The 22,525-nt window shown below is 60.0% G+C and carries 21 protein-coding genes, 1 tRNA gene and 2 pseudogenes; 11 read left to right on the top strand and 13 right to left on the bottom strand.

What is annotated here, in order from left to right; all coding sequences use genetic code 11:
* The first annotated feature begins 3 nt into the window (after window positions 1-3).
* Window positions 4-288, top strand: coding sequence for a hypothetical protein (locus H2170_14135; protein ID MCS6301212.1), 285 nt, complete (start codon window positions 4-6; stop codon window positions 286-288).
* Between the two features lie 403 nt (window positions 289-691).
* Here H2170_14135 and H2170_14130 read toward each other — a convergent pair whose 3' ends face one another.
* A complete protein-coding gene (locus tag H2170_14130) occupies window positions 692-904 on the bottom strand; it encodes a DUF2132 domain-containing protein (protein ID MCS6301211.1) in 213 nt (70 codons plus the stop codon).
* A gap of 409 nt (window positions 905-1,313) precedes the next feature.
* On the opposite strand from H2170_14130, the gene ltrA reads away from it, so the two are divergent.
* On the top strand, window positions 1,314-3,014 hold the full coding sequence (ltrA, locus tag H2170_14125) for a group II intron reverse transcriptase/maturase (GenBank protein MCS6301210.1): 1,701 nt from the start codon (window positions 1,314-1,316) through the stop codon (window positions 3,012-3,014).
* Window positions 3,015-3,384: 370 nt separating this feature from the next.
* Here ltrA and H2170_14120 read toward each other — a convergent pair whose 3' ends face one another.
* On the bottom strand, window positions 3,385-3,588 hold the full coding sequence (locus tag H2170_14120) for a transposase (GenBank protein MCS6301209.1): 204 nt from the start codon (window positions 3,586-3,588) through the stop codon (window positions 3,385-3,387).
* Between the two features lie 441 nt (window positions 3,589-4,029).
* On the opposite strand from H2170_14120, the gene H2170_14115 reads away from it, so the two are divergent.
* From H2170_14115 to H2170_14090, 6 genes and pseudogenes are all read left to right on the top strand, one after another.
* Window positions 4,030-5,097, top strand: coding sequence for an IS630 family transposase (locus tag H2170_14115; GenBank protein ID MCS6301208.1), 1,068 nt, complete (start codon window positions 4,030-4,032; stop codon window positions 5,095-5,097).
* A 30-nt stretch (window positions 5,098-5,127) separates the two neighbouring features.
* On the top strand, window positions 5,128-5,397 hold the full coding sequence (locus H2170_14110; GenBank protein ID MCS6301207.1) for an L-rhamnose mutarotase: 270 nt from the start codon (window positions 5,128-5,130) through the stop codon (window positions 5,395-5,397).
* A 52-nt stretch (window positions 5,398-5,449) separates the two neighbouring features.
* Window positions 5,450-7,039, top strand: a complete 1,590-nt coding sequence (locus H2170_14105; GenBank protein MCS6301206.1) for a fatty acid desaturase — start codon at window positions 5,450-5,452, stop codon at window positions 7,037-7,039.
* Between the two features lie 27 nt (window positions 7,040-7,066).
* A pseudogene (locus H2170_14100) lies at window positions 7,067-7,321 on the top strand (NADH:ubiquinone reductase (Na(+)-transporting) subunit F).
* A 21-nt stretch (window positions 7,322-7,342) separates the two neighbouring features.
* Window positions 7,343-7,738: a hypothetical protein gene (locus H2170_14095; protein ID MCS6301205.1), complete on the top strand. Its 396-nt coding sequence runs from the start codon at window positions 7,343-7,345 to the stop codon at window positions 7,736-7,738.
* 30 nt (window positions 7,739-7,768) lie between these two features.
* Entirely contained in the window at window positions 7,769-8,602 is an 834-nt protein-coding gene (locus tag H2170_14090) for a sugar phosphate isomerase/epimerase (GenBank protein MCS6301204.1), read from the top strand.
* Between the two features lie 63 nt (window positions 8,603-8,665).
* On the opposite strand, the gene H2170_14085 is transcribed toward H2170_14090, so the two are convergent.
* The 3 genes from H2170_14085 to H2170_14075 are packed head-to-tail and all read right to left on the bottom strand — an operon-like array spanning window position 8,666 to window position 11,495.
* Entirely contained in the window at window positions 8,666-9,529 is an 864-nt protein-coding gene (locus tag H2170_14085; protein MCS6301203.1) for a sugar phosphate isomerase/epimerase, read from the bottom strand.
* A 14-nt stretch (window positions 9,530-9,543) separates the two neighbouring features.
* Entirely contained in the window at window positions 9,544-10,383 is an 840-nt protein-coding gene (locus H2170_14080) for a sugar phosphate isomerase/epimerase (GenBank protein ID MCS6301202.1), read from the bottom strand.
* On the bottom strand, window positions 10,380-11,495 hold the full coding sequence (locus H2170_14075; protein MCS6301201.1) for a Gfo/Idh/MocA family oxidoreductase: 1,116 nt from the start codon (window positions 11,493-11,495) through the stop codon (window positions 10,380-10,382). The genes H2170_14080 and H2170_14075 overlap by 4 nt, the downstream gene beginning before the upstream one ends.
* A gap of 157 nt (window positions 11,496-11,652) precedes the next feature.
* On the opposite strand from H2170_14075, the gene H2170_14070 reads away from it, so the two are divergent.
* Both H2170_14070 and H2170_14065 read left to right on the top strand, forming a co-directional pair.
* Window positions 11,653-12,285 carry an AraC family ligand binding domain-containing protein gene (locus H2170_14070; GenBank protein MCS6301200.1) on the top strand — a complete coding sequence of 211 codons (633 nt, stop codon included), beginning with the start codon at window positions 11,653-11,655 and terminating at the stop codon, window positions 12,283-12,285.
* Between the two features lie 34 nt (window positions 12,286-12,319).
* Complete coding sequence (locus tag H2170_14065; protein MCS6301199.1) at window positions 12,320-13,909, top strand: transposase; 1,590 nt, start codon at window positions 12,320-12,322, stop codon at window positions 13,907-13,909.
* 42 nt (window positions 13,910-13,951) lie between these two features.
* Here the strand turns inward: H2170_14065 and H2170_14060 are convergent, their stop codons facing one another.
* The 4 genes and pseudogenes from H2170_14060 to H2170_14045 form a co-directional block, all read right to left on the bottom strand.
* Window positions 13,952-14,566, bottom strand: a complete 615-nt coding sequence (locus H2170_14060) for a hypothetical protein (protein MCS6301198.1) — start codon at window positions 14,564-14,566, stop codon at window positions 13,952-13,954.
* Window positions 14,567-14,636: 70 nt separating this feature from the next.
* Window positions 14,637-14,720, bottom strand: a tRNA-Leu gene (locus tag H2170_14055).
* A 437-nt stretch (window positions 14,721-15,157) separates the two neighbouring features.
* Window positions 15,158-15,418: a hypothetical protein gene (locus H2170_14050; GenBank protein MCS6301197.1), complete on the bottom strand. Its 261-nt coding sequence runs from the start codon at window positions 15,416-15,418 to the stop codon at window positions 15,158-15,160.
* Window positions 15,419-15,427: 9 nt separating this feature from the next.
* Window positions 15,428-16,198, bottom strand: a pseudogene (locus tag H2170_14045) (IS630 family transposase).
* Between the two features lie 62 nt (window positions 16,199-16,260).
* Here H2170_14045 and H2170_14040 point away from each other — a divergent pair.
* Window positions 16,261-17,433 (top strand): transposase, encoded by a 1,173-nt coding sequence (locus tag H2170_14040; protein ID MCS6301196.1) that lies wholly within the window; start codon window positions 16,261-16,263, stop codon window positions 17,431-17,433.
* Between the two features lie 96 nt (window positions 17,434-17,529).
* Here H2170_14040 and H2170_14035 read toward each other — a convergent pair whose 3' ends face one another.
* The 4 genes from H2170_14035 to H2170_14020 all read right to left on the bottom strand — a co-directional run bounded on the left by H2170_14035 (window position 17,530) and on the right by H2170_14020 (window position 22,419).
* Entirely contained in the window at window positions 17,530-18,297 is a 768-nt protein-coding gene (locus tag H2170_14035) for an ATP-binding protein (protein MCS6301195.1), read from the bottom strand.
* Entirely contained in the window at window positions 18,294-19,760 is a 1,467-nt protein-coding gene (locus H2170_14030; protein ID MCS6301194.1) for an IS21 family transposase, read from the bottom strand. The genes H2170_14035 and H2170_14030 overlap by 4 nt, the downstream gene beginning before the upstream one ends.
* Window positions 19,761-20,046: 286 nt before the next feature.
* Window positions 20,047-21,636 carry a transposase gene (locus H2170_14025; GenBank protein ID MCS6301193.1) on the bottom strand — a complete coding sequence of 530 codons (1,590 nt, stop codon included), beginning with the start codon at window positions 21,634-21,636 and terminating at the stop codon, window positions 20,047-20,049.
* A gap of 15 nt (window positions 21,637-21,651) precedes the next feature.
* Complete coding sequence (locus tag H2170_14020) at window positions 21,652-22,419, bottom strand: class I SAM-dependent methyltransferase (protein ID MCS6301192.1); 768 nt, start codon at window positions 22,417-22,419, stop codon at window positions 21,652-21,654.
* Window positions 22,420-22,525 lie beyond the last annotated feature (106 nt).

The following is a 22,525-nucleotide window of genomic DNA, read 5'->3' as shown; positions in this document are numbered from 1 at the left end:
TTTATGCTCAGCAAATTCACCATCGATTACGTTATTTTCCCTCAGCACAATTCAACCGTTAGAACCCACTTTGCCGAAGATCCAATTGAGGCGGAGGAGTTCCTGATGAGCCTCCTGTTGCTTCACGCCAGGATTACGGCCATCCGCCACGAAGGCGGCATGCTGACTCAACACCAGTTCGACCGGATGCTTAAAATTGCCGCCGAACGCATCGTTTCCCAATTGTTAGCTGAGTCCATACAGGTGGACGCTTCAGACATCAAGAACCGATTTGGCTTCGCTGCCTGACCCCGCGAGCGCCAGCATCGCAAATTTTAGCTAGGCACGGTTTCGGCCTTGGACGTGCCTTTTAAGAAAGCGTCCGTGTCCTACGTAGCACAGGCTTCGGGTCTGCAACCAACACACCAGTCACGACTAGGGGCCTTAGGGGGCGTTTTGGACAGCGAGACCTGTGGCCCTGAGCGTGAGCTCAGGGATTACGCAGTATTTGCGCATCCAGAACCCTGAGCTCACGCTCAGGGCCACGCACCGGTTCGCTGAGCAAGAACCCACGCTACACTAGGACCCGTTTTTCCAGCTAAAAGCAGCTCACTATTCAAAAACTGGGGCGCCCGGCCTGAGTTGCTTTTCTGGATGACTCTGGATAGCGGGAGCGTTCTGCTGTTAAAACCGCCTGAGCGCTGAGAGTTAATTAACGTCGGCTGCGTACAAAAAGATCTTCCACCTTTTTGCGTGCCCAAGGGGTTTTACGCAAAAAAGTAAGGCTCGATTTGACGCTTGGATCGTGGGTGAAGCAGCGCACGTCGATCCTGCTTGCTAGGCCATCCCAACCATACAGGGCGACAAGCTCGGTTATAATCGTCTCCAATGTGATGCCATGCAAAGGGTCGTTGGACGCGTTCATAGCAGTGAGGCAAGGCCCCTCGCCCGTCGTGGGCAAGGGTGTTTCACTACAGGTGCCCTTTCCCGTTTAACCTGAATTCCGAAGTTCAAACCAACCACAGATTACACAGATTGCACAGATACAATCCCTTAGGAGGTAAACGGACTCAGCTTGATCCCCTTTTTTTCATCCTGTCTTCAAATTCAGTAACACTCTGTTATCTGTGCTCATCTGTGAATTCCGTGGTTAAAACTTCGGCGTTCGGGTGTGCGACCATGAAACTAACAACCATAACAGTGAAAGTCTGTTCGGCCGAATTTAATGATTCGCGGTCGAAGGGCCCGGTCACGGATGCAGGCCGCGAGGCCTCGCCGGAAAGCACGACCGTGTGCCCGAACCAGTCAGCCGCAACGAAGGTGAACCCCATCCAATGAGCTCCGTTACCGAAACAACCGACGAGTCCAGCCGCTACCTGAACGGTGAAGACTGCAAGGATCGGAAAAGGCAGTCTCGCAAAGACGTAGGACCTAAATCGTTGATTTCCGATCAACACGTCGGCGGAGTCAGCGGGGGCGGCGGGGTGGGAAAGGTCGTTAGGTTAAGTGGTGAGACCTGCGGCGGTGGGGCGTCTTGCGATGCCTCAACCACCGGCACAAGCGCGGCAAAACCTCGTAAGGCCGGACGGGCCGTGGCAGGAGTCGGAGACCTCCATAGTAGTGATGATCTAGCGGACATTAAAACCGCCGGGGAGCGAAGGGAGGGCACTTGTTCCCACGCATCACAGAGCGGCAAAGGACCCGACGATGGCTGGGGTGATGAACTCTGGATAAAAACGTCACCGAAGGTTCGGAAGCTGCAACGTGTGCTATATCGGAAAGCAAAAGCGGAGCCGCATTGGCGGTTCTATAGTTTGTATGGAGAGCTGTATCGGCAGGACATTCTGTCGGATGCGCTCGATCAGGTGATCGCCAATGACGGCGTGCCGGGAGTGGACGGGTTCGAGGTGGAAACGCTCGCAAAGAACGAAGCCTATCGGGCGGCATGGCTGCTTGCGCTGGCGGAGGAAATGCGAACGAAAACCTACCGACCCAGTCCGGTCCTGCGCGTCTATATATGGAAGGATCAGGCCAGGACCAAACGTCGTGCGCTGGGCATCCCTACGGTGAAAGACCGGGTGGTGCAAAGCGCGGCGGTGATCGTGTTGCAGCCAATCCTAGAGGCGGACTTCCATGACCATTCCTACGCCTACCGGCCGAAACGTCGGACCCATCAGGCGATGGACAAAGTTAAAGAGGCCCTGCTGAGCGGAAAGGTGGAGGTGGTGGACGCGGATTTATCGAGCTACTTCGATATGATCCCGCACCGCGAACTCCTGCAATTGGTGGCCAAACGGGTGAGCGATGGGAGCGTGTTGCGTTTAATAAAAACGTGGCTGCGCGCACCCATCGTGGAAGAGGACCGGGACACGGGGTGCCGCAAGGTGAGCGCGAACCGGTGTGGCACGCCACAAGGCGGAGTTATATCGCCTCTGCTGGCGAACCTCTACCTCAACGACCTCGATCATGCGGTGAATGAGAAGTGCGAACAAAAGCCGACGATGGTGCGTTACGCCGACGACCTCCTGATCCTGTGCAAACCGGGTCAAGGGGCGGGGCTGCAAACGCGACTGAAACGGTGGCTGGAGGCACGTAAGTTAAAGCTCAACGAAGAGAAAACCCGACTGGTGGATACACGAAAGGAAGGCTTTGAGTTCCTCGGTTTTTCCGTCGCATGGCGGCAAGGCATGAAGAGCAAACGAAGGTATCCGCACGTGGAACCCAGTGCGAAAAGTCTGGCCAAGTTACGCGACAAAGTGCGGATGGAGCTAGATGTGCGAACGCGCAACCAACCGGCGGTGGCGGTGGTCCGCAAGGTCAACCAAATCACTCGCGGTTGGGCGACGGCGTTTCATTACGGCAACAGCACGCACGTGTTTAGTAACCAGCAGGCTTTTGTGCGCAACCGGTTGCGGCGGTGGCTGTGGCGAAAGTATAGCCGCACCCACGGACTCTTCGAGTTCTTCACCGACGACCGTTTGCATGGTCAATACAAACTATGGCACTGGCCGCTTACGGCGGCTTGGAAGCAATGAACTCCGCTGAAACCAAACCGAAAGAATGGGGACTCGGTAAGCCGTGTGCGGGAAAACCGCTTGCACGGTTTGACGAGGAGGAGGGTCGCGCTGACGGGTTACCGACGCGCGGCTCTCTCTACTCTACTTAACTCGTGCCAAGAACCATACAGGTGCTGCGCATCATGTATGGCGATCTGAGCTGATCACTCCGGAGAGTTTCGCAGACTTCGCAACAGCCACCCTCACGTCAACGAACTCATCGAAACCCATGCCGTTGCTACCTGCGGTACGATTCTACCTTAGCTGGGGGGGGGGCGGATCTCAATTCGTTTTGGGGCCAAACTCCAGGGGAGGGAGCTTGCTCCCTCCCCGCATTGTCTGGCCTCCGTCAGGCGGCCTTCTGGGGTTTGGTTTTCAGGTGGTAGACTTCCGAAGGCGTTTGGCCATCGTGCGAACTGTGCGGACGGCGGTCGTTGTAGAAGCTTAAGTAGGCGCGTAGTTGGCGTTCGGCCTCGACTAGGTTGACGTAAGCATGGAGGTAGACTTCCTCATATTTTACGGAGCGCCAAAGTCGTTCATTAAAGTTCCACAGCCTGAAGGCTGTAGGATTTAGCCGAGAACCTACACCGAGACCGAACCGTCGTCAGAGACGATAGGTTCAGAAGCGATATTAGCGGTTCCGGCCGGACAGGGAAGAAAACCCACCCACGGAAGAAGAGTATTACTCTTTTTAAGGGGAAGAAGATCCACCGAAGAAGAAGTGCATTCCTAACCGCCAGAAATAGACGCTTTCCCGCTCGCCGCTCACATGTAAGGAAAACCAGTCCACCCAAATCGAGTGGGCGTAAAAGTGGCGGGAAAAAATAAGTTTCGCCGATTTCGCCCTGGACACGTTATCGATAAAAAACCTGAACAGACGCCTTTACAGGCAGGTTAGGCTTCGTGTGCATTATGCTTGAGCCAGTGCCTCCAAGGGTTCAATCGCATCTAGTGCTTACTTGCAATAATAAGTGATATTGTATCCGCTTTGTAGATGGGACGAAAAGCCGTGCGAATCACTTGTAGCGAGGGGGATCAGCAATCCCTAGAAAAACGGGCCACCAGCCGGATTGAGTCGAGGCAGCGAGTTGAGCGCGCCCGGATGATCCTTGGGTGCGTGAGTGGCGAGCAGGTGCAAGAGGTGGCGCGCCGCTGCAACACTAGGCCGAACACCGTAATAAAGTGGAGGGATCGCTTTGTGCTGCTTGGCATGAAGGGGCTGGATGATGCGGCACGGCCGGGCGCGAAGCGCACCTACGGTGAGGACTTTCGAGATCGGGTGCTGGCTTTATTGGAAGGGCCACCCCCTCCGGGGCAGGCGCGCTGGGATGGTCCAGCGGTGGCCCGTGCGCTCGACGGCTCGGTGCACGCGGTCTGGCGAGTGCTGCGCAAGGAGGGCATTTGCCTGCAGCGCCAGCGCTCGTGGTGCGTGAGCACTGACAAGCAGTTCGCGGCCAAGGCAGCCGATATCGTCGGGCTCTACCTGAGCCCACCGGAAAAGGCATTGGTGATAAGTGTGGATGAAAAGCCTGGCATCCAAGCCCTAGAGCGCGCCACCGGTTACGTGGAGACCGACAATGGTAAAATCGTCCAGGGACTCAAAAGCACCTACAAGCGCCACGGTACACTCAACTTGTTCGCTGCACTTGATGTGGCCACGGGCTTGATCAAGACGCAGAAAACCACCCTTAAGCGCCGGGAGGAGTTCCTGCTGTTCATGGACCAAGTGGTGGCGGATCACCCGCCCGAGAGGGAACTCCACGTGATTTTGGATAATTATTGCACCCACAAAAAGTGCGACGCTTGGCTCGCTCGGCACCCCAATGTCCACTTCCACTTTACCCCAACCTCGGCGAGTTGGCTCAATCAAGTGGAAATCTGGTTCGGCATACTAACAAGGAAGGCTCTACGGGGCGCGAACTTCAGAAGCGTCGCCGAACTTAGTCAGGCCATTGACGCTTTCGTCGCCGCCTACCTGCCCAATGCCAAGCCGTTCAAGTGGCGCAAGCGCGAGGTCAAGGGTAGCCAACTCAGAAATACTATCATTAATCTACGCAATTAAGCACGAGTTCACGAGGCGGTCTGGCCGGAGATCCTTGAGAAGATAAAGGACTGCAACATCCGCAACTACTCGATCTTCCTCCGCAAGCTCCCCGACGGGAATCACTATCTCTTCAGTTACTTTGAATACATCGGCGCGGACATCGCCGCCGACTCCGCCCGCATGGCAGCCGACCCGAGAACTCAGGAATGGTGGGATCTTTGCAAGCCTTGCCATATCCCTCTCGACGACCGTGCCGAGGGCGAGTGGTGGGCAAATATGGACGAAGTCTTCACCACGAATGACACCTCAACCGGCTAATGCCTCGGTCATCGGTTCCGCACAAAACACCCTACAACAGCTCCCTAGCCCCATGAGCACAGATACCACTATTCTCTCCAAACCTACGCCCCACCTTGACTACAGTCTTACGGGTGAAAATGCCACCCGTGCCATCGAGCGCGGACTCGCCGAGGCCGAGTGGTATCAATGCCCCGTCCCCCGCGCCACCATGCGCAAGCTCCTCGAGCGCCGCGACGGTCCCGCCCTCCGTGACACCTTCATCTGGTTCGCCCTCCTCCTCGGCACCGCCTACGCCACCTACGCCCTTTGGGGCACTTGGTGGGCCCTCATCCCCTACGCCTTCTACGCCGTGCTTTACGCCTCCACCTCCGACTCCCGCTGGCACGAGTCCAGCCACGGCACCGCCTTCAAGACCGACTGGATGAACAACGCCCTCTACGAGATCGCCTCGTTCATGGTCATGCGTGAGTCCACCCTCTGGCGCTGGTCCCACACCCGCCACCACTCCGACACCATCATCGTCGGCCGCGATCCCGAGATCGCCGTCCCCCGCCCGCCCGACGTCAAAGCCATCGTCATGGGCTTCTTCAACCTCGGCGTGTATCCGGTCTATTTCGGCAAACTCCTCCGCCACTCCTTCGGCCGCATGTCCGCCGACGAGAAGACCTTCATTCCCGAGACCGAGTTCCCCAAAATCTACCGCAAGGCCCGCATCTCCGTCGCCATCTACGCCGCCGTCATCGCCACCGCCATCGCCACCCAGAGCATCCTCCCGCTGCTCTTCGTCGGCCTCGCCAACCTCTTCGGCTCCTGGCTCATGGTCGTCTACGGCCTCACCCAGCACTCCGGCCTCGCCGAGAACGTCCTCGACCACCGCCTCAACTGCCGGACGGTCTACATGAACTTCATCCACCGCTACCTGTATTGGAATATGAACTACCACGTGGAGCACCACATGTTCCCGCTCGTTCCCTACCACGCCCTGCCGAAGCTCCACGCCGCCGTGAAGGACGACTGCCCCACCCCCTACCCGAGCCTGCTCGCCGCCTGGCGCGAGATCGTTCCCTCCGTCTTCCGCCAGGTCAAAGACCCCGCCTTCCACGTCAAACGCGTGCTCCCCACCCCCAAGTCCCGCGTCGCCGATTCCGCCGCCGGACGCCACGCCGACGCCAAGCCCGACGCCCGCGGCTGGATCGAGGTCTGCGCCGCCGCCGACCTCGGCCCCGCCGACGTCATCCGCTTCGACCACGGCAAAAAGACCTACGCGCTCTATCGTGACGCCGAGGGCAAACTCTACGCCACCGACGGCATCTGCACCCATGGCAACACCCACCTCGCCGACGGCCTTGTTAAAGGCAAAATCATCGAGTGCCCCAAGCACAACGGTCGCTTTAACCTCGCCGACGGCTCCCCGGCCCGCGCCCCCATCTGCCGCGGCCTCGCCACCTACCAGATCGAGGAGCGCGGCGGCCGTCTCCATCTCAACGTCGTCCAGGCCGGCGGCGTCGGCGCCCGTCCGCAAAAAACCTACCGCCTCCGCGTCGTCTCCAACCGCAACGTCGCCACTTTCATCAAGGAGTTCGTCCTCGAGCCCATCGACGCCGCCGAGCAGATCGCCTTCACACCCGGCGACTACCTCCAGCTCGACATCCCCGCCTAAGCAGAACTTCGCTTTGCCGACTTCGATATCCCCGAGCCCTACGCCTCTGTCTGGCGCACCCAGCACGTCTTCGACCTCGTCGCGCGGAATCCGGAGGCTGGTCGCCGCAACAACTACTCCCTCGCCAGCAACCAACAGACTGAGCGAGTCCTGCGCTTCAACGTCCGCATCGCCACCCCGCCCCCCGGCCAGGCCTGCGCCCCCGGCGTCGGCTCCGCCTACGTCTTCAGCCTAAGGCCGGGCGACACCGTCACCGCCATCGGCCCCTTCGGCGATTTCCACCCCAAGCCCACCCAGCGCGAGATGGTTTACATCGGCGGGGGCGCCGGCATGGCCCCGCTCCGCGCCCACCTCTCGCAGCTCTTCGAGACCGAGCACACCGCCCGCCGCGTGTCCTTCTGGTATGGCGCCCGCTCCAAACAGGAAATTTTCTACGACGACTACTTCGCCGCCCTTGCCACCAAGCATCCAAACTTTGCCTTCCACCTCGCGCTCAGTTCCCCGCTGCCCGAGGACGCCTGGACCGGCCACACCGGCTTCATCCACGACGTTGTCCTAGAAAAACACCTACGCGCGCACGCCAACCCCAAGGCCGTCGAATACTACCTCTGCGGCCCGCCCCAGATGATCAAGGCCTGCGTCAAAGTCCTCACCGACCTCGGCGTCCCAGCCAACCAAATCGCCTACGACGAATTTTAAGGACTGCGCATCGCACCTTTGAAACCTTCCATGAACCTTAAACTTGTCCGACACCTATGGGGCGTTGATCTCAGTCACGGCCTGAACCACTATCTCCCGCATTGGCGGGAGGTGGGCTACGATGCCCTCGAAGTTTCAATCCGGTTCGTGCCAGACCGGGATATATTTCTACGCTTTATCAAGGAAACCAACTTCGGATGGGTGCCTCAAATCTTCAGCAACGACTTCATCGCCGGGGGAACCGTGCGCGAACATCTGGATTCGCTGCGCGTCCAGATCGAGGAGTGCCTTGAACACGAACCGCTGTTTTTCAATGCCCACTCCGGCTACGACAACTGGTGCCCCGCCGAGGCTGAGGATTTCTACGGGCAGGTCTTGGCTCTGGAAAAGGAGGTGGGGATTCCCATTTCGCACGAAACCCACCGACTCCGCTACTTCGGAACGCCATGGCAGACACGGCAGATTCTGAAGCAGTTTCCCGACCTGCGCGTGACCTGCGATTTCAGTCATTGGGTCTGCGTCTGCGAGCGACTGCTGCCCGACATGGCCGACACCATCGCGCTCGCTGCAAGCCAGTGCCACCATCTCCATGCACGGGTCGGGTATGAGGAAGGGCCTCAAGTCCCCGATCCCTCGGCACCGGAATATGCACCGCACCTGAAAGCGCACGAGAGCTGGTGGGAACTCGTCTGGCAATCGCAGGCTGCCCGAGGCTTGGCGACTTCCACCCTGACTCCAGAATTTGGCCCGCCACCTTACCTGCACACCCTACCGCACACCAATGTCCCAGTCGCTGACCTTGGCGCTATCTGCGACTGGATGGCCCTCAGGCAGGTTGAGAAATTCAAACTCAAGGCAACCTGACTTGTGAGTGCCGGATTCTTATGTGGTGGTCAGGAAGCATCGGGCGAGGAGGCGTGCCAACCTTTACTCGGGGATTCCGAGTTCCTTGAGCGTCTTGCGCAGCCAGTTGAGGGAAGTTTCCAGCATCGGGCCGGACTGACCTTCGCACTCGATACTGAGGGCGCCATCGTAGCCGTGGGCGTGCAAGAGTCGGAGGCACTCGCGGATGTTGTCGGCATTCACGCCGTCGCCGAGCGCGCAATGGCTCAGGGCGATCCCCGTCTGGCCACCCCGCACAGCGGCGGCGAGCGAGGCGGACACATCCTTCACATGGACATGTTTCACGCGGGTGATGAATTTCTTCAGGTATGCGACGGGGTCTTGGCCGGCGATGAAGGTGTTGCCGGTGTCCATGTTTAAGCCGAGCAAAGGGCTGTCCACGAAATCGAGCATGCGTTCGACATACTTCGGCTTGGTCGTGAAATATCCGTGAGGCTCAATATTGATACCGATATCGTATCGGGCCGCGACCGAAACGACGCGGCGGTAGGAAAGCGCCATCCACTTCATGGATTCCTCCTCGTCCACGCCATCCGGCTTGTGCAGGCCGTCCGTGGTATCAACAAAGGGGCAGCCGACATGGGCGGCCCACGGAATGGTTTTTTCGATGTAGGCCACGCCGCGAGTCAGCCCGTCGAAGCCGGAAAGCGGATAGGCGGCGTCCACCTGGGAGAAGGTGACATGGCGCGCATCCATGTATTCGCGCAGTTCGAGCGGGTCTTCGTGGAGGCCCACGTGGGGCTGGTAACCGAGGCCGTGAATCCAGCTGACTCCATCTAGCATCCCGCATTCGATGTTGGGGATCTTGTGTTTCGAGGCCCAGTCCACGCTGTGGCGAAATGAGACGAAGGCACTGTTAAACGCGTCGGTGTGGAATCCAATTTTCATAGAGGTAATTTGGGTTAGTGGTGGAGTGAACGGCGGGAAAGAAGGTCGCAGAGAAACTGAAGTGATCGAGCAGCGCAGTCGGTAGGGTCGCCGGTGATGTCGCGCCAGATGCGGGTGGCAGCGGAAAGTTCGGCAAGACCTCCCGCGAAGCACTCGGCAACGACGCTGGCAGCACCGGTGGTTCTGGCGGCTGGGAGCCAGGGTTCCCAGTCAACCTGTCCCCCGCCGATGGGGCCGCGATCATTCTCGCTGGCATGCAGGTGAATGCATCGTGGGCCAAGGCCTCGGAGAGCGGCGGCGGGATCGCGTTCCTCGATGTGCATATGGAACGTATCGGCCATGAGTCCCACCGCAGGATTGGCGGCGGCGTCCACGACACGTGCGCCGTCTACACAGAGGTTGAGCACGTTGGTTTCAAAACGATTGAGCGGCTCAATCGCCAGGCGCACCGCGGCCTCGGGTTTCCATTTTGAAAGACGCTGCGCTAGACGTTGCTGTAAATCACTCTGACTCCCCGCGGCGAACCCGCCGACCGGGTGATAGAGCGGACCGACGATGAGTTCGGCCCCCAATGTTTCCGATGTGCATGCCAAACGCGCTAGGAACTCCTGCCAATGATCAGCCGACGTTTGGTCACTCACCGCAGAAGCCTGCGGCGGCAGGGCACTGGAAACCGAAACACCCAGTCCGAGGTCGCGTATTTGTCTGGCGATTTCCTTAAATACAGCGGGCCTTGGCTCAAAGACAGGCACCTCGATCCATTCGGCTCCGGCCCCATGCAGTCGAGGAATCAAGTCCTTGGGCCATGAAGCCGGGGACGCCCCAAAAAGCATGAGATTGATGCCGGTTTTCATGAGGAAGTGGGCACCGCCGGTGCGAGACCATAGGATGCAAGCACGTCGGATATTTTGACCGGCAGTCCACGCTCCACGCTCAGCTCCATGGCCTGCATGATGGCGATGGTCTCGATGCCCTCCTCCAAATCCGGCTCGGCGGACACGCCCGTATCGAGGCAACGGGCAAAGTAATCGATGTAGTTTTGGAACTCACCGGCGTGGTGCGAACGATTCGGGAAACGAAAGTAGAAACTGGCTTCGTGATCGAGTCTGTGGATGATGCCGCCCTCACCCGGAAAATTGGTCGAGTAGCGAAGTTCGGGATAATCGGCCTGGCTGCCGCCCTGGACTCCGCGCAACACGCAAGTCACATGGCTGTCGCGAAGGCCAGCGGGCGTCGGCGTGCTGTAGCAACCACTGGCGCGGCCAATTCGCCCGTCCTTTGATTTCAGAACAAAGTGCATCGCATCCGGATGCTGCAAGCCCAGGGAAGCTCCCCGGGGAGAAAGGATCGCATAGCCGAACACCTCCTCGATCGGCCCGAGATACCAGCGCACCAAATCCACCGGGTGGCTCAAGCCGCCGTAGAGCGGCTTGTAGGCGGCGAGGTTTTTGTGTTTCGCGAAATAGTAGTCGTGATTGGCGTGGTAGTGGGCCTCCACGGAGTAAACATCTCCCATTTTCCTAGCCTCAAAATCGGCGCGTTGCCGCAGCATGGGTCCGAAGAATCGCGAGCTTTGACCGACAAAAAGCCGGCGGTGGGCCTTCGATGCGGCTTGTCGCACGGCGGCAGCCTCGGAGAGCGTGTCGAACAACGGCTTCGTGCAGATCACATGCTTTCCAGAACGGAAGGCCTCGATGCAGTGCCTGGCATGGAACTGGTCGGGCGTGTAAATGGCGATGGTGTCAATATCAGGATCGGCCAGCAATTCCTCGTAGCGGGTCGTGTAACGCGGCAGAGCAAACTCGTTTTGCCGCTCGCGACAGAGTTCTTCGTTCATGTCGCAGACATTCCCGATTTTCCAGTGCTGGCTGCTCAGCGCGGCGGAAATGATGCTACGACCTTCACCGAGCCCCAGCACGCCTAGAACGTGGCGCGGAGGCGTTGAATTGTCATTTTTGGATGTCATCCGCTACTTGTAAACTAAATCGCCAATACTAACCATGTCCCGAATGGGAACATCTTTGTCTCTTTTGGCGCGACGTGAACAGAACCAGTCGGCTTCCGATCTTTTGCTAGGTTCGGGAGAACGAGTGCGCCTGGGGGCCGTTACCCGCGCGGGGCGCTTGAGCAAACGCGACCCCGGGCTCGAGTTTGGGCAAGGGCTTAGAATACTGGGGGACTATGCGATTATCCTCCTGCTTTCGGGGGCTGGGCACTACCGAAACGCCAGTGGTTTCGCGACGAGAGTCACCGCCGGCGACTTGATTTGGGTTTTTCCGGGTCAGGGCCATGCCTATGGCCCCGGCGCTGGAGATCGCTGGGAGGAGCTCTACCTGGTGTTTACCGGCAGCATGTTTGATCAATGGAGTGAAACAGGATTGATATCCCCGGATCGCCCTATCTGGCGCGCAGATCCCGTGGCGCGCTGGCAACGTCGAATCTGTGAAGTGATACCGCCCGAGCTACCCATAGGGGAGCTGGCGGCGCTAGCGGCCGCCGGGCGTCTTGTCGCACTCCTCGCAGACTTAGCCTCCCAACAGGAAATTCGCGACCTGGGTATGGCCAAACACCCGGATTGGCTGGAACTGGCACGGAGCAAACTGGCGACCGGCGAATCGGCGGTTGCAGTGGCGCGCAGCCTCTACGTGAGCTATGACTCGTTTCGCAAACACTTCACTGCCGCCACAGGATTGGCGCCGGCGAAGTTTCAAATGCTGGGGCGTATCCATAAACCTAAATCCGGCAATAGAAACTAGCCAAAAATCACGCAGGTGATTGTTTGGCTGTCATATGCCGCCGTTTTTACCGCCGGAAAAAGCTCACCCCGAGGGTGAGTCAGAAAACCCTGATCACAAGGCAACGCCAAGCGATGCCGCCGAGGTGTTGATTGTGGATACACCCGGAGGACGTTTTCGTGCGCAGTTCGCCCCAGAGTTGCCGGTGAGCCCCTTGGGGGCACTGGTGTTTTTCACGCAGTACTTGTGTGCGACAGGAGGCTTCGAGGCACTGGTTGCGGACACGCCGCTTTGTTACAGCAGCAACCGCGCACACCGCCCTCGCGACGTGATTGGAACCCTGCTTTTGGGGATGCTCTCCGGGCACTATCGCTACGCGCACCTCGCGGCCCTGCGCGGCGACGACATTGCCCCGAGCCTGCTCGGACTTAAGTCGATTGTCAGCGAGGATTGTGTGCGCCGGGCGCTGGCTCGCATCGGTGCCGAGCAGGGGCAGGACTGGTTGCGGCGTCACCTCGACCAAACCTGTCATGGGTTTTTGGATAACCAGTGGATCCTCGACATCGATGTCACCATCAAGCCCATCTATGGACGTCAGGAAGGTGCCAGCATCGGCTATAACCCGCAAAAGCCCGGACGCCCCAGCCACGCCTACCACACCTACTGGATCGCCACCTTGCGCCTGTGTCTGGACGTGGAGGTGCACCCCGGCGATCAATCCGCCGCCGGACATGGTTTTGCGGGGCTGTGGGCGCTCATCGACCGACTGCCAGCCGAGCGCCGGCCCCATCTTTTGCGCGGTGACTGCGCCTATGGCCAGGAGGCGCTGCTCAGTGAAGCTGAAGCGCGTAAACTCAACTATTTGTTCAAACTGCGCCGCACCGCCAAGGCCCGCGAGCTGGTGGCCGCGCTTGAACGCACCACCACCACCGCTTGGACCGACGCCGGACAAGGCTGGCAGGGCTGCGAAAGCTGCCTGCGCCTGCAAGGCTGGAACCGGGCCCGACGTGTGGTGGTCTTGCGCCGTCGCCTCAACGACCAACGCCACCCCCGGGCCCGCCGCCGCCTCGTGCGCGAGCAAGCCGACCACGCTTTGCTGCTGAACATCCCCGACGCGGCCGCCTGCGAGCCGATCATCTACGAACATCAGATCCTCGTTACGAGCCTGCCCTACGAGATCCTTACCCTTGCCACCCTGTATCGGGAACGTGGGGGCGCGGAAAACCCCTTCGACGAGCTCAAGAACCAGTGGAGCTGGTCGGGGTTTACCTCCCAGGAGCTAAACTCCTGTCAGCACGCCGCGCGTTTGGCCGCACTGGTTTACAACTGGTGGACGCTCTATCACCGCCTGCTTCAACCCGGTCAGCACCACGAGGCGGTGAGTACACGTCCCCGTCTGCTCTGCGGAGCGACCCGGCAGAGCGAACACTCCGGTCAACGCCGCCTGGACGTGCGCTTGAGCCATGCCGAGGCACCTCGCCTGAGTGAACTCATCACAAAGCTGGCCAGATGGTTACATGGTATCCTTCATAATGCGGAGCAATGGAGTGTCGCCCAGCGCTGGGGGCAAATCGTAGCGAGGATTTTACAGGAAAACTTCCCTGTACTCGGCCCTGAACCGCCTTTGGCCACCGCCCCAAGCTGATCGCGCTTCCGTTCAGCCTGCCGCAGCACTCTCCACCCTCATCTATCCGACGGGCAACGCCCGCCGGCCGCACTTTCTATTGCCGGATTTAGGCTGATAGGTTAAATCTGCGGCGGGATTCTTCGCGATGACATGCGCCTTTACCGCGAGTTCGAAGGTGTCGCGAAGACAGGTGACGAGCTTGTTAAAGGTGGAGGCGGAGTTGCCTGCGACGGTCTTGGTTTTTGCGAGAAAATGGAGAAAGGGCCATTTCCCCCGTTCAAAGTCGGCGATATACCCAGCAATGGATGCCGCCGTTACGCGGCGGACCTCCATGCCGAACAACTCCGGCCACGTGCGGCGAAGAGTCGCAATGGGGCGCAGGCGAACTTTTTTGGACGCGGGTCGCAGTTTGGGGTCGGCCTGCACCTGCTGCGTATAAATCAACGCCACCTCCTCGAACGTCGACTTCAAGTTCATGCCGGAGGCGACAGTTCCGGTGGGAACACTCTCGCGGATTTCATTCAGCTTATCTTGGAGCCGCAGCTTAGCGGTCGTGGAGACCTTGGTGTCCAGCGACCGATATTTGTTTAACCCCTGGATCTTGAGCCGAGCGTAATAGACGCCCGTGTCGCCGTCCTTAACGAGGTTTTGCGTGGCGGTGGAAATGACTTTCATGCCCAAGGGTTAGGTGGCCGGGTTAGGTATGAGTCAATTCCGACCTCACCCCACTTCCGTAAGTCACTGCTGGTGCCCGGGACAGGAGTCGAACCTGCACATCTTACGATAAAGGCTTCTAAGACCTTCGTGTCTGCCATTCCACCACCCGGGCGTTGCTGCGAGAGCCGCCACAGTGCCGCGCCCGTCTTGTCCGTGGCAAGACCGAAGGCGCGTGTACCGTCAGTTGCTGACGCACCCCAGTTTCTGGACAGCAAGACCTGTGGCCCTGAGCGTGAGCTCAGGGATTACGCGGTATTTGCGCATCCAGACCCTGAGCTCACGCTCAGGGCCTGGAGTTTGGCCCCTGACTAGTCGAACGCAGATCAGCCGAATCCTTGAGCTCACGCTCCAGGCCACATGATTCGCGAACACACTCCTTGTGGCCTTGAGCGTGAGCTCAAGGTCTGGAGTTTGGCCGTTTAGTAGAGTAGAGAGAGCCGCGCGTCGGTAACCCGTCAGCGCGACCCTCCCCCTCGTCAAACCGTGCAAGCGGTTTTCCCGCACACGGCTTACCGAGTCCCCATTCTTTCGGTTTGGTTTCAGCGGAGTTCATTGCTTCCAAGCCGCCGTAAGCGGCCAGTGCCATAGTTTGTATTGACCATGCAAACGGTCGTCGGTGAAGAACTCGAAGAGTCCGTGGGTGCGGCTATACTTTCGCCACAGCCACCGCCGCAACCGGTTGCGCACAAAAGCCTGCTGGTTACTAAACACGTGCGTGCTGTTGCCGTAATGAAACGCCGTCGCCCAACCGCGAGTGATTTGGTTGACCTTGCGGACCACCGCCACCGCCGGTTGGTTGCGCGTTCGCACATCTAGTGCTTAATTGCGTAGATTAATGATAGTATTTCTGAGTTGGCTTCCCTTGACCTCGCGCTTGCGCCACTTGAACGGCTTGGCATTGGGCAGGTAGGCGGCGACGAAAGCGTCAATGGCCTGACTAAGTTCGGCGACGCTTCTGAAGTTCGCGCCCCGTAGCGCCTTCCTTGTTAGTATGCCGAACCAGATTTCAACTTGATTGAGCCAACTCGCCGAGGTTGGGGTAAAGTGGAAGTGGACATTGGGGTGCCGAGCGAGCCAAGCGTCGCACTTTTTGTGGGTGCAATAATTATCCAAAATCACGTGGAGTTCTCTCTCGGGCGGGTGATCCGCCACCACTTGGTCCATGAACAGCAGGAACTCCTCCCGGCGCTTAAGGGTGGTTTTCTGCGTCTTGATCAAGCCCGTGGCCACATCAAGGGCAGCGAACAAGTTGAGTGTACCGTGGCGCTTGTAGGTGCTTTTGAGTCCCTGGACGATTTTACCATTGTCGGTCTCCACGTAACCGGTGGCGCGCTCTAGGGCTTGGATGCCAGGCTTTTCATCCACACTTATCACCAATGCCTTTTCCGGTGGGCTCAGGTAGAGCCCGACGATATCGGCTGCCTTGGCTGCGAACTGCTTGTCAGTGCTCACGCACCACGAGCGCTGGCGCTGCAGGCAAATGCCCTCCTTGCGCAGCACTCGCCAGACCGCGTGCACCGAGCCGCCGAGCACACGGGCCACCGCTGGACCATCCCAGCGCGCCTGCCCCGGAGGGGGTGGCCCTTCCAATAAACCTAAATCCGGCAATAGAAACTAGCCAAAAATCACGCAGGTGATTGTTTGGCTGTCATATGCCGCCGTTTTTACCGCCGGAAAAAGCTCACCCCGAGGGTGAGTCAGAAAACCCTGATCACAAGGCAACGCCAAGCGATGCCGCCGAGGTGTTGATTGTGGATACACCCGGAGGACGTTTTCGTGCGCAGTTCGCCCCAGAGTTGCCGGTGAGCCCCTTGGGGGCACTGGTGTTTTTCACGCAGTACTTGTGTGCGACAGGAGGCTTCGAGGCACTGGTTGCGGACACGCCGCTTTGTTACAGCAGCAACCGCGCACACCGCCCTCGCGACGTGATTGGAACCCTGCTTTTGGGGATGCTCTCCGGGCACTATCGCTACGCGCACCTCGCGGCCCTGCGCGGCGACGACATTGCCCCGAGCCTGCTCGGACTTAAGTCGATTGTCAGCGAGGATTGTGTGCGCCGGGCGCTGGCTCGCATCGGTGCCGAGCAGGGGCAGGACTGGTTGCGGCGTCACCTCGACCAAACCTGTCATGGGTTTTTGGATAACCAGTGGATCCTCGACATCGATGTCACCATCAAGCCCATCTATGGACGTCAGGAAGGTGCCAGCATCGGCTATAACCCGCAAAAGCCCGGACGCCCCAGCCACGCCTACCACACCTACTGGATCGCCACCTTGCGCCTGTGTCTGGACGTGGAGGTGCACCCCGGCGATCAATCCGCCGCCGGACATGGTTTTGCGGGGCTGTGGGCGCTCATCGACCGACTGCCAGCCGAGCGCCGGCCCCATCTTTTGCGCGGTGACTGCGCCTATGGCCAGGAGGCGCTGCTCAGTGAAGCTGAAGCGCGTAAACTCAACTATTTGTTCAAACTGCGCCGCACCGCCAAGGCCCGCGAGCTGGTGGCCGCGCTTGAACGCACCACCACCACCGCTTGGACCGACGCCGGACAAGGCTGGCAGGGCTGCGAAAGCTGCCTGCGCCTGCAAGGCTGGAACCGGGCCCGACGTGTGGTGGTCTTGCGCCGTCGCCTCAACGACCAACGCCACCCCCGGGCCCGCCGCCGCCTCGTGCGCGAGCAAGCCGACCACGCTTTGCTGCTGAACATCCCCGACGCGGCCGCCTGCGAGCCGATCATCTACGAACATCAGATCCTCGTTACGAGCCTGCCCTACGAGATCCTTACCCTTGCCACCCTGTATCGGGAACGTGGGGGCGCGGAAATGTGAGCGGCGGCGCGAACACCGTCTATTTCTGGCGGTTACAAAATCACCTGTCGTAAAAGCCGATGACCGGCCCCGCCAGGGGCCGATCATCAGGCCCGGTCAGCTTGCAGGTTCGTCGGCTAGGCGGTCTTTCATGCGGTAGGATTTGCCCTCGATGACGACGGTCTGAGCGCGGTGCAGCAGGCGGTCCAGGATCGCCGCGGTGATGCCAGCGTCGTTGTTAAAGATCCCTGCCCAGTGTTTGTAGGCCTTGTTGGTGGTGACGATCAGCGAGCCGCGTTCGTAGCGTTGGCTGACGATCTGGAAGAGCAGGTCGGCCCCCGACTTGTCGAGCGGCAGGTAGCCGACCTCATCGAGCACGAGCACCGCAGGGGTCATGTAACGCTTCAACTCGGCTTGCAACCGGTGCAGGGACTGGGCGGTGACCAGGGCGTTGATCGCGTCCACCGCCGTCGTAAACAGCACCGTGTAACCCGCCTGGCAGGCCGCGTAGCCCAACGCGCTCGCGAGATGTGTCTTCCCAAGCCCCACACCACCGCAAAACACCACGTTGGTGCGCTCCTTCACAAAACCCAGTTCGAAGAGGTGGCGTACCTGCGCTTCGTTCAACTCCTTGGGCCAGTCCCACTGGAACTGGTCGACGGTTTTCTTGACCGGGAAGCGCGCTGCCTGGATGCGCCGCTCCAGCGCCCGGATCTGGCGGTCCTGGGTCTCGGCCTGCACCAGTCGGCGTAAAAATTCGGCGTGCGAACAGCGCGCCTTGGCCGCCTCGGCGGTCAGTTCGCCGTGGTGACGCAACAGGTAACCGAGTTTCAGATACTTAAGCTGGTCTTTTAATAAATCGGGTTTTTCGGGTTCTGTTTTCATAGAGTGTAGGGGCTTAAATCCGGGGGACACAGTTCGAGTTCCAACGCGGCCACCGCGTCGGCGCGGGTGAGGTGGATCGGCCCGGCTTGCGGCAAGGCCCGCGCGCGTTGTTCGAGCAAGTTGAGGATGTAATCGCTGGAGTAGGCGCCGAGTTCATGGGCGCTTTCGATCGCCCGGCCGACTGCCTCCGTTCCATACAGGGCCACCAAACCCACGATAGTCGCCAGGTGGTGTCCCGCGTTGAGCCGGCGCTCCTCCAGCCCCCGTTGGTAGGCGGGTGCCGCCGGGCTCAGTTCCAAAAACCGTAGCCGCAGGCGCTGCCGCGCTCCCTGCCGTTTGCGCTCTTCGAGTTCGCGCACGTGCTCGGGGTTTTCCACATCGGCGCGGCGGGCAAAACTGCGGGCGTGCTCGGCCACCAGGGTGCGGTCCGCATAAAACCTCACCTGCGCCCCCTCGATCTGCGCGGTGAGTAGCGCCCCGGCAAACTTCGTGGGCACCGAGTAGCGGTTCGTTTCGATACTCACCCGGCACCGCCGCGACGCCCGCACGCTTAAGGTGCGCACCGCCGGACTGGCCACCGGGTTAAGCGGCAGGAGCGCAGCGCGCTCCTCGGGCAGCCGGTCCACCGGCCGGCCCTGGGTTTCAGCGTGAACGCGCACGTTGGCCACCGTTTCCAGCCACAAGCTGGCGGCCGGCCCCAGCTCGGTAAACCCATTCATCTGCCTCCCGCCAAGGAAGCTTTTTTTCACGTAACCCACCGCGTTTTCCACCATGCCCTTGGACTGCGGATGCCCCGGCCCGCACGCTTTTATCGTAAACCCGTAGTGCCGGGCAAAGTCCAGGTACTGGGCGTTGTACACCGGGTCGGTCCCGGGCACATGCGAGAGGACGGCCGTCTTGCAGTTGTCCACCATCACCTCGCGCGGCACCCCGCCGAGTTTTTCAAAGGCGCGCCGGTGACAGCCCAGCCACCACTCCTGGCCCTGCCCGAGGGTAAATTCCACATGCAGGAACCGGCTGTACCCCAAAACCATGACGAAAAAACTTAAAGCCCGCCGGGTGCCGTCCACCTCCACCGCGCCAAAACTGCCCCAGTCCACCTGCGCGGTCTGGCCGGGGGCAAACTTGAGGGTAAGAAACGCCTCCAGGTTCCTCGGCCGCACCCGCCGCACGTAGTCTTTCAAAATTGAATACCCGCCCGTGTACCCCCGCTCGCGCACCTTTTGCCAGAGCTGCATGGCGGTGAACGGATGGGCCTCCAGCCACCGCGCGATCGCCGGCTTGTGCACGTCGAGCTTGCTTGGCCTAGGCACCTGCGCGGCCTGGCTGCGCACGTACTTTTCCTGCGCCTGCCAGCGCCTCACCGTCTGCACGTGCAACTGGAGCGAGCGGGCGATTTGCGGCGCACTGTGACCGGCCGCCTCCGCCTGTTTTATCCGGCAATACAGTTCGTAATTGATCACGCCCCCACCTCCCGGCTCGGCGACGGCGTTACCGCCAGCGTGTGCGATGGCCTGCCCCGGTCCAAGGAAAGCACCTGGTAAAGTGGCGCGGCGTAGGCGATCACCCCGGCCTCGATTAACTGCCGACGCGCCTCGACCAGGCCGTCCTCGCTGAGCGTGAGCAGCCGGGCCAGGGTGCGCGTGGCGTAGTAACCCTAAATCCGGCAATAGAAAGTGCGGCCGGCGGGCGTTGCCCGTCGGATAGATGAGGGTGGAGAGTGCTGCGGCAGGCTGAACGGAAGCGCGATCAGCTTGGGGCGGTGGCCAAAGGCGGTTCAGGGCCGAGTACAGGGAAGTTTTCCTGTAAAATCCTCGCTACGATTTGCCCCCAGCGCTGGGCGACACTCCATTGCTCCGCATTATGAAGGATACCATGTAACCATCTGGCCAGCTTTGTGATGAGTTCACTCAGGCGAGGTGCCTCGGCATGGCTCAAGCGCACGTCCAGGCGGCGTTGACCGGAGTGTTCGCTCTGCCGGGTCGCTCCGCAGAGCAGACGGGGACGTGTACTCACCGCCTCGTGGTGCTGACCGGGTTGAAGCAGGCGGTGATAGAGCGTCCACCAGTTGTAAACCAGTGCGGCCAAACGCGCGGCGTGCTGACAGGAGTTTAGCTCCTGGGAGGTAAACCCCGACCAGCTCCACTGGTTCTTGAGCTCGTCGAAGGGGTTTTCCGCGCCCCCACGTTCCCGATACAGGGTGGCAAGGGTAAGGATCTCGTAGGGCAGGCTCGTAACGAGGATCTGATGTTCGTAGATGATCGGCTCGCAGGCGGCCGCGTCGGGGATGTTCAGCAGCAAAGCGTGGTCGGCTTGCTCGCGCACGAGGCGGCGGCGGGCCCGGGGGTGGCGTTGGTCGTTGAGGCGACGGCGCAAGACCACCACACGTCGGGCCCGGTTCCAGCCTTGCAGGCGCAGGCAGCTTTCGCAGCCCTGCCAGCCTTGTCCGGCGTCGGTCCAAGCGGTGGTGGTGGTGCGTTCAAGCGCGGCCACCAGCTCGCGGGCCTTGGCGGTGCGGCGCAGTTTGAACAAATAGTTGAGTTTACGCGCTTCAGCTTCACTGAGCAGCGCCTCCTGGCCATAGGCGCAGTCACCGCGCAAAAGATGGGGCCGGCGCTCGGCTGGCAGTCGGTCGATGAGCGCCCACAGCCCCGCAAAACCATGTCCGGCGGCGGATTGATCGCCGGGGTGCACCTCCACGTCCAGACACAGGCGCAAGGTGGCGATCCAGTAGGTGTGGTAGGCGTGGCTGGGGCGTCCGGGCTTTTGCGGGTTATAGCCGATGCTGGCACCTTCCTGACGTCCATAGATGGGCTTGATGGTGACATCGATGTCGAGGATCCACTGGTTATCCAAAAACCCATGACAGGTTTGGTCGAGGTGACGCCGCAACCAGTCCTGCCCCTGCTCGGCACCGATGCGAGCCAGCGCCCGGCGCACACAATCCTCGCTGACAATCGACTTAAGTCCGAGCAGGCTCGGGGCAATGTCGTCGCCGCGCAGGGCCGCGAGGTGCGCGTAGCGATAGTGCCCGGAGAGCATCCCCAAAAGCAGGGTTCCAATCACGTCGCGAGGGCGGTGTGCGCGGTTGCTGCTGTAACAAAGCGGCGTGTCCGCAACCAGTGCCTCGAAGCCTCCTGTCGCACACAAGTACTGCGTGAAAAACACCAGTGCCCCCAAGGGGCTCACCGGCAACTCTGGGGCGAACTGCGCACGAAAACGTCCTCCGGGTGTATCCACAATCAACACCTCGGCGGCATCGCTTGGCGTTGCCTTGTGATCAGGGTTTTCTGACTCACCCTCGGGGTGAGCTTTTTCCGGCGGTAAAAACGGCGGCATATGACAGCCAAACAATCACCTGCGTGATTTTTGGCTAGTTTCTATTGCCGGATTTAGGTTAATGCCCTCGTAGAAAAAGCCCTCATGGTTGGGGAAACGGCTTTTGAGTTTTTCGATCAGGTCGTAGGACATCAGGCTCAGGTATCGATCCGAGAGTTCGGGGTGGGTGTAGCCGTAGCAAAAACACACCTCGAGCGGGCTGTTGTGGTAGATCCGCACATGGTCGCTATACATGAGCCGATTTTGCCCCGGGTCGCGGTAGACCCAATCCAGGATAAGTTTCACGCTGGGCGGATCGTAGGTCTTCGACAACCACTCGGCCAGTTCGGGCTCTAGCATGAGCAGGTGGCACCACGGCGGCAGGATGATTTTCCAATAGGTATTCCCTCCGGGCAGATAGATGTGGTGACCGTAGAGCGTCGACCAGATCGGTCCGTGATGGGAGTAGATGAAGCCGCCCGGCTTGAGGATCCGGTTCATTTCGACCAAAGCGCGGTCGAGATTGGGAATGTGCTCAAAGGCGCAGCTGGAGATGATTAAATCGAACGTGGCGTCCGCGAATTCAGTTTTTCGAATGTCCCCGGGGATGACCTCGCAGCAATCGCTGATGGTCAACGGAGGGGCGATCGGGTTGATGCCGACTGCCGCTTGGGCTTGATAGTCCTCAGTCAGGCAGCGGACCAGGTCCCCTTTGAGTTCACAGCCGACATCGAGGATCACTTTTCCTTTAAAGCCCCCGAGTATGGGGACGAGGTCTTTCAGGAAGGTATGGAAAGGGTTCATGGGTTTTGGGCCGGGACTGGACTGATGTATAGGATAGGAATTAACCGACTTAGCGTGCTTACGTTTTAAAAGGATTAAACTTAAATTTAAATCGCTACTTGTTTAT

Source organism: Opitutus sp. (assembly GCA_024998815.1).
Classification (GTDB): domain Bacteria; phylum Verrucomicrobiota; class Verrucomicrobiia; order Opitutales; family Opitutaceae; genus Rariglobus.
Note: the sequence above shows the minus strand (reverse complement) of the source record. Positions and strands in the feature narration are given on the sequence as shown.